Genomic DNA, 13,796 nt, shown 5'->3' with positions numbered 1-13,796 from the left:
TTATTTTGAATATAAATAGCTTTGAAGGATAAGTGTAGCACTAATTTCATCAATAAGTGCTTTATTTTTTCTTTTATTTTTTTTTAATCCGCTATCAATCATGGTTTGAAACGCCATTTTAGAAGTAAACCGTTCATCGACACGTTGCATTGGTATATTAGGAAATTCTTTTTGTAAAGTAGCCATAAACTTTTTAATATACACCTCACTTTCAGAAGCTGTATTATCCATTTGTTTTGGTTCTCCTATTAAAAAAAGTTCAACTTGCTCGTTACTTGTATATTCTTTTAAAAAATCTATTAACTCTTTTGTGTTAACTGTAGTAAGTCCAGAAGCAATTATTTGTAGCTCATCGGTTACTGCTAAACCTGTTCTTTTAGTTCCATAATCAATTGCTAGAATTCTTGCCATGAATTTGTTTTTTGCAAAAGTAACTTATTAAAATATAAAAGGCTGTCTTTTTACAGACAGCCTTTTAAAGTTTAACCTACTTATTAATATACTATAAATATTAAGCTTTTTTAGCTTTATTCATTTTAGGAAATAATAATTTAATATTATCAACATTTCTCATTTTGTTGAAATATGTTCTAATATCACTAGCAGTACGAGCAATTGATTCTCTTAACTCATCTTCGCTAATTAATAATACGTCTTCTTTTGTAGTGTTTAATGTATCATTAACTACAACCTCATCATTATTATCTTGAGAAACAGATACTGTTTTAATAGTTTCAACACTTACTTCTGTTGTGTTTTGAGCCTGTACAAAAGAAAAACTTAAAACTAAAACTAATAATATGTAAAATCTTGTTTTCATTAACTTGGTTGTTTTTGATGGTTCAAATATATATCTAGACTCTTGTTAGGTAGCAAAAAATTAGTTGTAGAACATGGAATTTTCGTTTATTAGAGCACTGTATAAAAAACATCGATAAATAGTTGAAATGTGCTTTTTAGCCGATTAAAAACACTAAAATTGTAGTTTATCGATATTGTTTTTTACTTCAAAGGAAATTTTTCGTTATACAGTCCTTAAAAAGCACTTAATTTTCGATTAAAAACACTTCTGTTTTTCGTATTATATTCTTATCTCTTAAAGGAGTTTTTTAATAGATACTATTATATTTGTCAAAAAATTAAATTACAAATGACAGAATTAAAGCAAACAATTGAAGCAGCTTGGGATAATAGAGAACTATTAAAAGAAGAAAAAACAACTACTGCTATAAGAACCCTAATAGATTTATTAGATAAAGGCGAATTAAGAGTATCTGAGCCAGTTGAAGGTGGTTGGCAAGTTAACGAGTGGGTTAAAAAAGGGGTTGTACTTTATTTCCCAATTCAAAAGATGGAAACCATTGAAGCTGGTCCTTTAGAGTTTCATGATAAAATACCTTTAAAAACAGGTTATAAAGAAAAAGGTATAAGAGTGGTACCACATGCTGTTGCTAGACATGGTGCTTACATATCTCCGGGTACCATTTTAATGCCTAGTTATGTTAATATTGGTGCTTATGTTGATGAAGGCACTATGGTAGATACTTGGGCAACCGTTGGTAGTTGTGCTCAAATTGGTAAAAATGTACACTTATCTGGTGGTGTTGGCATTGGTGGTGTTTTAGAACCTTTACAAGCAGCTCCTGTAATTATTGAAGATAATGTTTTTGTAGGCTCTAGGTGTATTGTTGTTGAAGGTGTTCATGTTGAAAAAGAAGCCGTTTTAGGTGCTGGAGTAGTTTTAACTATGAGTACTAAAATTATAGATGTTACTGGCGATAAACCTGTTGAATTAAGAGGAAAAGTACCTGCACGTTCTGTGGTTATTCCTGGTAGTTATGCTAAAGAATTTGCTGCAGGAACCTATAATGTACCATGTGCTTTAATTATTGGTAAACGTAAAGAAAGTACTAACAAAAAAACATCGTTAAACGACGCCTTACGCGAACACGACGTGGCTGTTTAATATTCTATAAAAAAAAGAAAATATTATTTTTTTAAGTTTAATTTTTTCAACAATATAATTCTTATGTTATATTGTTGAAAATTTGTGAGTAATCAATGCTAAAAAATATACGTAGGTTTACATTAAGAAATCTAAGAAAAATGCGTTTTTTACCTTCAAAATTATACGTTAAATATCATTACGAATATTTTTCTGAAAAAAAATTAAACTTAAAAAACCCAATAGATTTCAATGAAAAAATAGAATGGTATAAGGTATATTATCGTCCAAAAATTTTAACTCAATTAGCCGACAAGTATAGAGTAAGAACATATGTTGAAGAAAAAATTGGGAAACAATACCTCAATGAGCTTTATGGTGTTTATAATAATCCTAGTAATATAGATTTTGATAGTTTACCTAATAAATTTGTAATTAAAGCAAATCATACAAACGGACATAATTTGATTGTTGAGGACAAAAAAAAGCTTAATAAAAAAAAGACTATAAAACTTTTAAATAAATGGCTAAGAAAAAACCAGTATTATAGAAAAGGACAAGAATGGGCTTATAAAGACATTAAGCCCAAGATTATAATTGAAAAAAATTTAAAGGAAAACGAAAAAACATCTTTGATAGACTATAAATTTTATTGTTTTAATGGAAAACCTAAATTTTTAGATGTACACATTGATCGTGGAGAAAACCATAAACAAGGATGTTTTGATTTAGATTTCAAACCTTTACCTTTCTCTAAATCTAAAAAATATGAAAGCATTTCTGCTAATGTAGAGAAGCCTAGTAACCTTAAAGAAATGGTTTTTCTTTCTGAAATTCTGGCAGACAAATTGCCCTTTGTAAGAGTTGATTTATATTCCATTAAAGGAAAAACAATATTTGGAGAAATGACTTTTTATCCTGCAGACGCTAGAGACAAATTTCATCCTGATAAATACAACCCTATTATTGGAAATTATCTAAAACTACCAAAACTTAGCAATAAGCAAAAAATCATTATATAAATAATCAATATTTTCATTTAAAAACAATGACAACTCGCTCTTGTTCTTCCTCTATTAAAAATCACCCAATAGATGCTATAATTTTATGGGTTGATGGCAATGATGAAAATCATAGGCTTAAAATGTTGTCTTTTCTTAATGATATAGAAACTATTAAATCTAAAAACTTTAGAACTCGGTATGACCATGTAAATGAAATTAAATTTACTATCGATTCTATACTAAAATATGCACCATTTATTAGGAATATTTTTATTATTACTGATAATCAAACACCTGATTTTTTAAAAACAACTGGCAGAAAAGATTATTACAAAAATGTATCTATAATTGACCACAAAATTATTTTTAGTGGTTATGAACAATTTCTACCCACTTTTAACAGTAGAACTATAGAATCTTTTATGTTTAGAATACCCAATTTAGCTGAACACTTTATTTATTTTAATGATGACTTTTTTTTAATAAATAAAACAGAACCAGAAGATTTTTTTAGAAATGGTTACCCTGTTTTAAGAGGTAAGTGGCAAAAACTTGATAAAGACAAATTTTTAAAAAAATTTAAGAAACAAAGATTTGGTCATAAATACGCTCAACAATATTCTGCTAAACTTGCTGGTTTTGATAATTATTATAATTTTAAACACACACCTCATCCGTTTAGAAAATCAACTTTTGAAAAATATTTAAAAACCAATGAAGAGGTTTTTATAGAAAACGTAAAACATAAATTTAGGAATAAAAAGCAATTCTTACTTCAAGGTTTAATTAACCATATAGAAATAAAAAACAAAACCTGCTATTTCAAAAATGATTATCAACTTTTGTATTTCAGGTCTTATAAAAAACCTTTGCCATGGTATAAGTTTAAACTTAACATAAAAACTAATAAAAAACTCTTTTTAGGATTACAAAGTTTAGACAAGTGCCCACCTAAAACCCTAAATTATATACTAAAATGGTTAGAAAAAAGGATGGAAATAGAACAATCTTCAATAAAATAAACACTAAAATATGTAAATTAAAATAACTAGATTTATTTTTTTTAATGCTTACCTTTTACTATTCCAAAATCTGTCCAAACTCGTTTTTCTTTTTTTGTAGTTGCTCTAATAGCAAGGTTTTTATTTATTGATTCTTGGTTTTTATAACCTCTTGGATGGTCTAAATGTAAACATACCGCACTATAGCGTATTTGCTTAGATTTAATTCCTAAATTAAACAAACGCTCTCCTAACTCTCTATCTTGCCCACCATATTGCATGCGCTCATCAAATCCGTTAATTTTTAAAATATCGGCCTTCCAACCAGAAGCATTATGCCCATTCCAACTAGCATTAGTAGGAGTAATAGCATTTAAAATTTTACTTTTTAATCCTTTAGCTGTGAGTTTATTATTTTTAAATGAAGATTTTAAACCATTTTTTTTCAACCAGTTAACATCAAAACATCTCTGATTTATAATATCATCTTTTGAAATTAGTTTTGAAATATACATTGGCAACATAAAATACCCCCCTGAAAGGAAATAACCTTTTTCTTTGTTATCAATATGCACCTGTACATAGTCTGCCCTAGCAATACAATCGCCATCACTCATTAAAATATAATCTGCATTACATGCCAAAACTGCTTTATTTAATATTTGAGATTTTTGAAAACCATTATCTTCGTGCCACACATGTATTATAGGGTAATGCACTTTAGATTTCATTTTCTCAATTAAATCAAACGTAGGTTGTTTAGAGCCATCATCTGCAATAACCATTTCAAAGTCTTTAAAAACTTGTGCCTCATAACTCCAAAGCACTTTTTCTAACCACTCCTCTGAATTGTAAGTACTTATTATAATTGATATTGTTGGCTTATTGTTCATGGTGGTTAAAATGCTTTTTTCTTATTATCTCTGTATGTTGATTGTGGCAAAAATAACTATTTTTACCTTTCTAAATATTGTATTTTATTTTGAAAAATAAGCTTGTTAAAATTTCGGCTGTAATAATTACTTATAATGAAGAAGAACATATTGATAAATGTTTAAGCTCTTTAGTTGATGTTGCTGATGAAATTATTGTGGTAGATTCTTTTTCATCTGATAAAACACCAGAAATTTGTAAATCATATAACGTTTCTTTCTTTCAACATAAATTTGAAGGTTATATTGAACAGAAAAACTATGCGGTTTCATTAGCTAATAATGACTATATTTTATCTCTTGATGGTGATGAAGCTTTATCTGATACTTTAAAAGATAGCATATTAAAAGTTAAATTGAATTGGGAATATGATGGTTATTACTGTAAAAGATTAAATAATTATTGCGGACAATGGATTAAACACTCAGACTGGTATCCAGACAAAAAACTTAGACTATTTAAAAAAGACAGTGGTAAATGGGAAGGCATAAACCCTCATGATACTTTTACTTTAAAAAAAGGACGAAAAGCGGGTAAACTAGATGGTAACTTACTGCATTGGATTTATAGAGATTATGAAGAACATAATAAAAAAGTAGAACGATTTTCTACTATTGCCGCAGAGGCTTACTATAAAATTGGTATTAAATCTTCTATTTGGAAAATAATTTACCGCCCCACTTGGGCATTTTTTAAAGCCTATTTTTTAAGGTTAGGATTTCTTGATGGCTTAAACGGATGGATTATTTGTGTACAAACTTATAATGTTACTTTTTTAAAGTATATAAAACTTTATAGGTTATGGAAAACCAATAAATAAATTTATTAAGCTTTTTTAAGTTTGTTTTTTAATCGTTTTTTTCTGTAAAATCTTCTTTGAAAATCTTCGGTTTCTTTCCACATTAAATTGAAGATTATATTATAGTCTTCACCAGAACATTTGGAGTATTCATCACTCATTACCTCAACCATAGACTTGTGTATTGTTAATCTTGAAAAATTTTTAATTCTAGTCTTAAAATCTAAAGTTCCAAAATTCATTCTATTTAAATCAACTAAATAAAAATTATAATTTCCTTCATTCTTCACTATAAGTGTATTTCCTGGAGAATGATCTAAAAAATGAATACCTTTTTCATGTAAGTTATAAGTAAATCTGGTAAAAGCTCTTAAAATATTTTCATAATCTGGTATATCAAAGTTTTTTGTGAGGTCTCGGTATGTATAATTACATTCTAAATGTTCACTTATATAAAAACTTTTCTTAAAAAATAAAGCAGTTTTAAATTCAAAATAAGCTAATGGTTTTGGGGTACCAACACCTAAATTAATAAGTTTATTAGCATATTCAAAAGAACGTTGTGCCTTACTTTTTCTAAAAAACTTATAAGCAATTTGGTTAACAATATTAGGAACTCTAAATGCCTTTATATTAATTTTTAAATTGTTTATTTCAAATAGTTTAATAGTATTTCTACCAGAAATAAACACCTTGCCTTTTGTGTCAAAATTAGCAATAATATCTGCTATTGCTTTTTGTTCTTGGTTATTTAATAATTCTGAAAAAACAACTGTTTTTTTCATTTAAAATAATGTTTTTTAATTGTAGTTTAATAACCAAGAATTTAAATCGAAATATAAAAAGGTAAGCTTAAACATTTTTTTACCGTTTGGTACATTCCTCTTTGTTTTTTGAGACTCATTTACTTTAACATGATGTTTTCCATATAATTCTGGATGATCATCAAGTGCAAAAGAAACCTTATTTTTGTAAGGCAACTCATGAAAGTCTAATAAATGCTTTTTAGTAACGCGCTCTCTATCACAGATTTTAAAAAAATAATTATCAAGGTTTTTTTCCTGTAGCATTCTTTTTGTTCTTCGCTCCCACTTAGTTTTAGCTTCCTCTTCATTATTGTAATGTGTAAAATGAATTTCAATATCATCTAACAAAGCCAAAGGGTAAGTTACCTCTCTATCAGGGTATTTTGAACTTTTTACAAATTTTAAATCAAGGCTCATATAATAATAAAAATTAGAAAGCAATTTCATATAACAAGGCCCATACAAAAATAAACCAACAAAAGGTGTGTTATATGATCTTTTATACCATCTATATAGAGCACCTCCCCAACAGTTATTAGATACAATAACAAAATTTTTATTACCTAAAACATCTATATCCTTTTTAGAATAAAACGCCTCAAATGTCTTTCTTATTTTTCGTTTAGTAAAAACCTTTAATTTTCTAACCATAAACAATAAAAAGTCAGTTAATTAAACCTCTATATGTTTTAATACTACAACAATAATACAAAGTTTTGTACAATGTGTAAAACTAATATTAAATTTGCAACTAAAATTAGCATGCAAAAAGAAATACAAAAAGCATTAAAAATTTTAAAAGAAGGCGGACTTATACTCTACCCTACTGATACCGTTTGGGGTATTGGTTGCGATGCATCTAACAAAGAGTCTGTTAAAAAAATTTACACTTTAAAACAGCGCGAAGATAGTAAAGCGCTTATCTGTTTAGTGGCCGATGACAGAATGCTTAAAAGATATGTAAAACAAATCCCCCCTGCTGCCCAAAATATTATTGATATTACCAATAAACCCACAACTATAATATATGACCAAGCTCAAAATTTAGCTCCCAACTTAATTGCTAAAGACGGCACTATTGCTATTAGAATTCCTAATGACGACTTTTGCTATTGGCTATCTAGAAAATTTAATGGTGCTATTGTTTCTACTTCTGCCAATATTAGTGAGCAACCAACACCAAAATCTTTTAAAGAAATAGCCCCAGAGGTTTTAAAAGGAGTAGACTATGTTGTAAATTTGCACCGCGAAAAAATTTGCGCTAAACCATCATCAATTATTAAATTGAGTAATAATGGGGTTGTTAAAATTATTAGAAAGTAAAAACAATCCTATAAATTCTTTTGAATTTGGATTTATAACATGAATTACAAAGAAGCATTACAACACCCTATATTTAAAATCATTTCAAAATCGGTTGAAGAACTTCAAGTTGAAGCTTATGTAATTGGTGGCTTTGTGCGCGATTTTATTTTAAAACGCGGTAATGCCAAAGATATTGATGTAGTAGCCATAGGTAGTGGCATTGATTTAGCTAAACAAGTTGCAAAAAACTTACCTACAAAACCTAAGGTTCAAGTTTTTAAAACCTATGGTACCGCTATGTTGCGCTACAATGATATAGAAATTGAATTTGTTGGTGCCAGAAAAGAGTCTTATTCTGAAAATAGTAGAAATCCTGTAGTAGAAAACGGTTCTTTACAAGATGATCAAAACCGACGCGATTTTACTATTAACGCCTTAGCTTTAAGTTTAAACAAAACCACTTTCGGAAATTTACTAGACCCATTTAATGGTGTAAATGATTTAGAAGCTAAAACCATAAAAACACCTTTAAACCCAGATATTACTTATAGTGATGACCCTTTAAGAATGTTAAGAGCCATTAGGTTTGCAACCCAATTAAATTTTACTATAGAAGAAACCAGCCTACATGCTATTACTAAAAACGCTTCTAGAATTAAAATAATTACTAAAGAGCGCATTGTTGTTGAACTCAATAAAATTTTAGAGAGCAATAAACCCTCTATTGGTTTTTTACTTTTAGAACAAACTGGTCTATTACAATTAATTTTACCAGAACTTACAGCTCTAAAAGGCATTGATGAAATTGAAGGTCAGCGCCATAAAGACAATTTTTATCATACCTTAGAAGTGGTTGATAATATCTCTAAACACACAAAAAACCTCTGGTTACGGTGGGCTGCATTACTACACGATATAGGAAAAGCGCCAACAAAAAAATTCCACAAAAAAATAGGTTGGACATTTCATGGGCATGAATTTGAAGGTTCTAAAATGGTATTTCACTTATTTAAACGCTTAAAAATGCCTTTAAATGATAAAATGAAATTTGTTCAAAAAATGGTGCTTATGAGTTCTCGCCCCATTGTATTAGCTCAAGATATTGTAACAGATTCTGCTGTAAGACGTTTGGTTTTTGATGCTGGTGATTATGTTGATGATTTAATGACCCTTTGTGAAGCAGATATTACCACTAAAAACCCAAAGAAGTTCAAAAAATACCACAACAATTTTAAGATTGTAAGAGAAAAAATTATTGAAGTTGAAGAACGCGACCATGTACGTAATTTTCAACCACCCATTTCTGGTGAAGAAATAATGAAAACCTTCAACTTAAAACCTTCTCGTGAAATTGGGGTTATAAAAGAATATATTAAAGAAGCTATTTTAGAAGGAGATATTCCTAATGAATACAAACCTGCTTATAAGTTGATGATTGAAAAAGGTAAAAAACTAGGCTTAAAAGTAACAAAATAAATTTAGTACTAATGGCTAAAACAAAAGACAATAAAAAAGTAATTTACTGGTTGTTAACAGGGTGTTTTCTCATTTTTATAATGGTAGTAGTTGGTGGTATAACAAGATTAACGCACTCTGGCTTATCAATTTCAAATTACAAATTAATATCGGGTACTATTCCGCCAATGAATGAAGCAGAGTGGCATGAAGCTTTTGAGTTATACAAACAATACCCAGAATACCAAAAACTTAACAACCATTTTACACTTCAAGACTTTAAAGACATTTATTTCTGGGAATGGTTACACCGCGTAATTGGCAGATTTATAGGTCTTGTATTTTTCATTCCGTTCTTATATTTTTTAATTACAAAACAACTAACAAAACCCACCATTAAAAAATCTATTATTTTAATGGCCCTTGGGGCTTTTCAAGGATTTTTAGGTTGGTATATGGTTAAAAGTGGGCTTGTTGACAACCCAGATGTAAGCCATTACAGGCTAGCTGCACACCTTACTACTGCTTTTATAACCTTTGCTTACACCTATTGGGTTGCTTTAGATATATCTTTTCCTAACAAAAAACCAGTAAATATTAAGTTTAGAAATTTTGTTAGATTAAGTCTTGCTATTTTATTATTACAAATAATTTATGGCGCTTTTGTTGCTGGCTTAGATGCTGGTTTTATACATAACCATTGGCCCATGATGAGCGAGGGTAAATTTATGCACCCAACTGTTTATTTAGAACATGAACCCTTATATAAAAATTTTATTGAAGGCAAAAGTGGAGTACAATTTGTACATAGAATGCTTGCCTATATTGTAGTGATTTTTATGTTTTTAATTTGGGAAAAATCCAGAAAACTCAAGTTAACTGTACTACAAACTAAGGGTGTTAATGCTCTATTAGTAATGGTTGCTATACAGTTTTTATTAGGTGTTTTAACTATTATTTTACAAGTGCCCGTTTGGTTGGGAGTAGCACATCAAGTTGGGGCATTTTTCTTATTAACCGCCATGACATTTACACTACATCGCTTTAGCAAATAATCTAAATAGTTTAACTTTGCCACATAATTTTTCATCATGATTTATAGATTTAGAGTAATACTTGATAATGACACAGAAGATGATGTTTTCCGTGATTTAGAAATTAGAGAAAGTGATTCATTAGAAGATTTACACAACATCATTACCCAATCTTTTGGGTTTGATGGAACAGAAATGGCTTCGTTTTACATTAGCGATGACCAATGGAATCAAGGTGAAGAAATATCGCTTTTTGATTTAAGTGATGATGGTTCTGCGCGCTTAATGAATGAAACTAAACTCAATGATGTGGTTCATGAAGCACAACCAAAGCTTATATATATTTATGACTTTTTAAGTATGTGGACGTTTTATGTGGAACTAGCTGAAATTGTTGAAGAAGCAGAAAGCACAGACTACCCCAATTTAATGTATGTTCATGGGCAAATTCCTGACACTGCTCCAGAACGCTCGTTTGAAGCAGAAGGAGATGATGATGTTTTCAATGAATTTGAAGACGATTTAGATGTGAATGATTACGATAATCTAGATTTTGATGAAAACTGGAATTAACCTAACCTATTTTTAACGGGTTAACATTCTCATAATTGGTAGTTAAGAACTCTAAACCACATTTTAGTACTTCGCCCATAGTATTACATTTTAAAAACTTTTCGTCTTTAGAATACTTAAAAATATCATTCCTAAGCATTTCAATATGTTGTTTGGTAGAAATAGTATCATCTTTCATACTTGCTAACAGCAAAGTAATTCTATCATTATAACTTTTTAAACGCTTAACTAAAATTGAACGTTCTTCTGTTTTATATTGTGCAATAGACAACTTTTGAAATGTTTGAGAAACCAAAGTAACCATTTCTAAATTCTCCTTAAAAAATTGTGGTCTGTAAATATTAAACTTTCCTTCGTAAGATTGTTGATCAAAATCTATAGCTCTAATCTTGTAAACCACATGATCAAAATCGTGGGTTGGCACTATAACGTAGTTGTAAGAACGCATATCTCCTAAAAGTCTTATCATACAACGTTCATTAAATTTCACAAACTCTTTTGCTATTTGTGATTTTTCTTGCCTAGTACAACTTGGTAACATATCTTTTATAAAAACATCACCTGGTATTCCCGCAATATGCTCTTCTATTAAAGTAGTATTGCTAATTAAAAAGTTTAAGTTATAAGGAGATAACATATGCTCTAACTCTAAACCATAAATTCTAGAAGCATCGGCTACTTTTACATAAAAATAAGAGAAGTTATCATTTAAAATATTTCTAACCTTAATTCTAAAAGGTTTAGAGTTTCCAAACGTACAATAATCTATAGCATCTACACTTAAAAACGGAAAAATATCTTCATTACCATCAGAATGTAAAATGGCATATACTTTCTTTAAAGATAAATCTATTTCTTGTTTATCAAATTCACTGTAATACACTCTAATCCAAAGGGTGTCATTATCATCATCATCATAAACTTCTATAGCTCCTTGAAAACGTAACAAATCATCATAAAAAATTGGCATTTCTACATGTCTGTTATACTCTTCAAGATATTTATGTAACTTTTCAGAAATTGGGTATGAAGGCTTTCTTTTAGATATTTTTAAATCTTTCATACTGTAAAATTAGTCAATTTTAAAGGTTTTATTACTATACTGTAACAAAATATGAAGAGGCTCGTCTTACCCATATAGCTAACCAATGTCAGATGTATTTTTGACACCAAAATCGTTACAATTTGGAATCAATTTTAACAATTAACAACCTTACCAAAAAATTTGGGCCTTTAACTGCTGTAAAAAACCTATCATTCACTATAAACAAAGGAAATGTTTATGGTATTTTAGGGCCTAACGGAAGTGGTAAATCTACCACCTTAGGTATTGTTTTAAATGTAGTTAATAGAACATCTGGAAACTTTCATTGGTTTGATGGAAACATCTCTACTCATGATGCCTTAAAAAAAGTTGGAGCTATTATTGAGCGCCCAAATTTTTACCCTTACATGACTGGTTATCAAAACTTAAAGCTAGTTTGTAAAATAAAAGGGATTGATTACAGTAAAATTGACGAAAAACTAGCAGTTGTTGGTCTTTTAGAACGTAAAAACAGTAAATTCCGCACGTTTTCATTGGGTATGAAACAGCGTTTAGCTATTGCATCTGCCCTTTTAAACGATCCAGAAATTTTAATTTTAGACGAACCTACAAACGGTTTAGACCCCCAAGGAATTCATCAAATTAGAGAAATTATAAAACAAATTGCTGCCAAAGGCACAACCATTTTGTTGGCATCTCATTTATTGGATGAAGTTGAAAAAGTTTGCTCTCATGTTGTGGTATTACGCAAAGGCGAAAAACTATATTCTGGTAGAGTTGATGAGATGATTTCTAGCCATGGCTTTTTTGAATTAAAGTGTAATAATAATGATAAGTTAAAAACACTATTAGTAAACCATAACTCTTTTGGAAAAATTAAAATTGAAGATGATGTAATTACTGCCTTTTTAACAGAACCTATGAAATCTGAAGACTTTAACAAATACCTTTTTGAAAACGGTATTATTCTCACCCATTTAGTACAACGAAAAGAAAGTTTAGAAGAACAATTTTTGCAATTAACCGACAACCAAAACAACCAAATTTAATATCATGCTAAGACTTTTAAATTTAGAATTACAAAAACTTTTACTTAATAGAACAAGTAAAATACTCATTTTTGTCTCGTTTATTCTACCATTCTTTGTTATACTTTTATCGTCTTTAAAAATTAATGTTTTTGGTTTTTTTACACTTGAATTAGGTGAACTTGGAATCTTCAACTTTCCTATTATATGGCATTTAACAACGTTTTTCGCCTCTCAATTTAAATTCTTTTTTGCCATTGTTGTAGTAAGTATGATAGGTAATGAATATAGTAATAAAACTTTAAAACAAAACCTGATAGATGGTTTAAGTAAAAAGGAATTCATCCTTTCTAAATTTTATACTATTGTTTTCTTTTCTTTGGTTTCTACCGTATTAATATTCTTAATATCATTATGTATTGGGTTATATTACTCAAGTTATAATGAGGCTTCAATAATATTTAGAGAAACAGAATTTTTAATAGCATATTTTATAAAACTCATAGGTTTTTTTAGTTTATGCTTGTTCTTTGGTATGTTAGTAAAACGATCTGCCTTTGCTTTGGCTTTTTTATTCATTTTATACATTGTTGAATGGATTATATTTGGTTTAATAACCTGGAAATTTAATGCTGCTATTGCCGAAAAAATTCAGAATTTCTTTCCATTAAAATCTATGTATAAGTTAATTGACCAACCATTCCAAAGAATTGCTATGACAAAATTTCCTGATAAAGTTGATTTAACTTATGATTACGGAGCACACGGCTATGAAATGCTTATAGTTTTATCTTGGACTGCCTTATTTATCTTTTTATCGTTTAGATTATTAAAAAAGCGCGATTTATAATACCTTTGATAGTCTTGG

At 29.0% G+C, this 13,796-nt stretch carries 16 protein-coding genes; 10 read left to right on the top strand and 6 right to left on the bottom strand.

What is annotated here, in order from left to right; genetic code table 11:
• Together ruvX and J1D01_RS14430 are read right to left on the bottom strand one after the other, a co-directional pair.
• Positions 1–411 (bottom strand): Holliday junction resolvase RuvX, encoded by a 411-nt coding sequence (ruvX, locus tag J1D01_RS14435; protein ID WP_372936846.1) that lies wholly within the window; start codon positions 409–411, stop codon positions 1–3.
• A gap of 100 nt (positions 412–511) precedes the next feature.
• Entirely contained in the window at positions 512–820 is a 309-nt protein-coding gene (locus tag J1D01_RS14430) for a hypothetical protein (RefSeq protein ID WP_372936848.1), read from the bottom strand.
• A 330-nt stretch (positions 821–1,150) separates the two neighbouring features.
• Between J1D01_RS14430 and J1D01_RS14425 the strand changes: the two genes are divergently transcribed.
• The 3 genes from J1D01_RS14425 to J1D01_RS14415 all read left to right on the top strand — a co-directional run bounded on the left by J1D01_RS14425 (position 1,151) and on the right by J1D01_RS14415 (position 3,971).
• A complete protein-coding gene (locus J1D01_RS14425; RefSeq protein ID WP_421151314.1) occupies positions 1,151–1,966 on the top strand; it encodes a 2,3,4,5-tetrahydropyridine-2,6-dicarboxylate N-succinyltransferase in 816 nt (271 codons plus the stop codon).
• Between the two features lie 95 nt (positions 1,967–2,061).
• Positions 2,062–2,967, top strand: coding sequence for an ATP-grasp fold amidoligase family protein (locus tag J1D01_RS14420; RefSeq protein WP_421151313.1), 906 nt, complete (start codon positions 2,062–2,064; stop codon positions 2,965–2,967).
• A 26-nt stretch (positions 2,968–2,993) separates the two neighbouring features.
• A complete protein-coding gene (locus tag J1D01_RS14415) occupies positions 2,994–3,971 on the top strand; it encodes a hypothetical protein (protein ID WP_421151312.1) in 978 nt (325 codons plus the stop codon).
• Between the two features lie 41 nt (positions 3,972–4,012).
• Here the strand turns inward: J1D01_RS14415 and J1D01_RS14410 are convergent, their stop codons facing one another.
• Entirely contained in the window at positions 4,013–4,843 is an 831-nt protein-coding gene (locus tag J1D01_RS14410) for a glycosyltransferase family 2 protein (protein WP_421151311.1), read from the bottom strand.
• An 89-nt stretch (positions 4,844–4,932) separates the two neighbouring features.
• On the opposite strand from J1D01_RS14410, the gene J1D01_RS14405 reads away from it, so the two are divergent.
• On the top strand, positions 4,933–5,703 hold the full coding sequence (locus J1D01_RS14405; RefSeq protein ID WP_372935652.1) for a glycosyltransferase family 2 protein: 771 nt from the start codon (positions 4,933–4,935) through the stop codon (positions 5,701–5,703).
• A 5-nt stretch (positions 5,704–5,708) separates the two neighbouring features.
• On the opposite strand, the gene J1D01_RS14400 is transcribed toward J1D01_RS14405, so the two are convergent.
• Together J1D01_RS14400 and J1D01_RS14395 are read right to left on the bottom strand one after the other, a co-directional pair.
• Positions 5,709–6,467, bottom strand: coding sequence for a lipopolysaccharide kinase InaA family protein (locus J1D01_RS14400; RefSeq protein ID WP_421151310.1), 759 nt, complete (start codon positions 6,465–6,467; stop codon positions 5,709–5,711).
• Between the two features lie 15 nt (positions 6,468–6,482).
• Positions 6,483–7,139 carry a DUF1919 domain-containing protein gene (locus J1D01_RS14395; protein WP_372935656.1) on the bottom strand — a complete coding sequence of 219 codons (657 nt, stop codon included), beginning with the start codon at positions 7,137–7,139 and terminating at the stop codon, positions 6,483–6,485.
• Between the two features lie 111 nt (positions 7,140–7,250).
• Here J1D01_RS14395 and J1D01_RS14390 point away from each other — a divergent pair, with 111 nt between their 5' ends.
• The 4 genes from J1D01_RS14390 to J1D01_RS14375 are packed head-to-tail and all read left to right on the top strand — an operon-like array spanning position 7,251 to position 10,855.
• Positions 7,251–7,811, top strand: coding sequence for an L-threonylcarbamoyladenylate synthase (locus J1D01_RS14390; protein ID WP_372935658.1), 561 nt, complete (start codon positions 7,251–7,253; stop codon positions 7,809–7,811).
• A 39-nt stretch (positions 7,812–7,850) separates the two neighbouring features.
• Entirely contained in the window at positions 7,851–9,269 is a 1,419-nt protein-coding gene (locus J1D01_RS14385; protein ID WP_421151309.1) for a CCA tRNA nucleotidyltransferase, read from the top strand.
• 11 nt (positions 9,270–9,280) lie between these two features.
• Positions 9,281–10,303 (top strand): COX15/CtaA family protein, encoded by a 1,023-nt coding sequence (locus J1D01_RS14380; protein ID WP_421151308.1) that lies wholly within the window; start codon positions 9,281–9,283, stop codon positions 10,301–10,303.
• Positions 10,304–10,339: 36 nt separating this feature from the next.
• Positions 10,340–10,855, top strand: a complete 516-nt coding sequence (locus J1D01_RS14375; RefSeq protein WP_421151307.1) for an IS1096 element passenger TnpR family protein — start codon at positions 10,340–10,342, stop codon at positions 10,853–10,855.
• 1 nt (position 10,856) lies between these two features.
• On the opposite strand, the gene J1D01_RS14370 is transcribed toward J1D01_RS14375, so the two are convergent.
• Complete coding sequence (locus tag J1D01_RS14370) at positions 10,857–11,918, bottom strand: hypothetical protein (protein WP_372935666.1); 1,062 nt, start codon at positions 11,916–11,918, stop codon at positions 10,857–10,859.
• 122 nt (positions 11,919–12,040) lie between these two features.
• Between J1D01_RS14370 and J1D01_RS14365 the strand changes: the two genes are divergently transcribed.
• Both J1D01_RS14365 and J1D01_RS14360 read left to right on the top strand, forming a co-directional pair.
• Positions 12,041–12,949 (top strand): ABC transporter ATP-binding protein, encoded by a 909-nt coding sequence (locus J1D01_RS14365; RefSeq protein ID WP_421151306.1) that lies wholly within the window; start codon positions 12,041–12,043, stop codon positions 12,947–12,949.
• A gap of 4 nt (positions 12,950–12,953) precedes the next feature.
• A complete protein-coding gene (locus J1D01_RS14360) occupies positions 12,954–13,778 on the top strand; it encodes an ABC transporter permease (protein ID WP_421151305.1) in 825 nt (274 codons plus the stop codon).
• Positions 13,779–13,796 lie beyond the last annotated feature (18 nt).

It is taken from the genome of Seonamhaeicola sp. NFXS20 (genome assembly GCF_049132085.1).
Classification (GTDB): domain Bacteria; phylum Bacteroidota; class Bacteroidia; order Flavobacteriales; family Flavobacteriaceae; genus Seonamhaeicola.
Note: the sequence above shows the minus strand (reverse complement) of the source record. Positions and strands in the feature narration are given on the sequence as shown.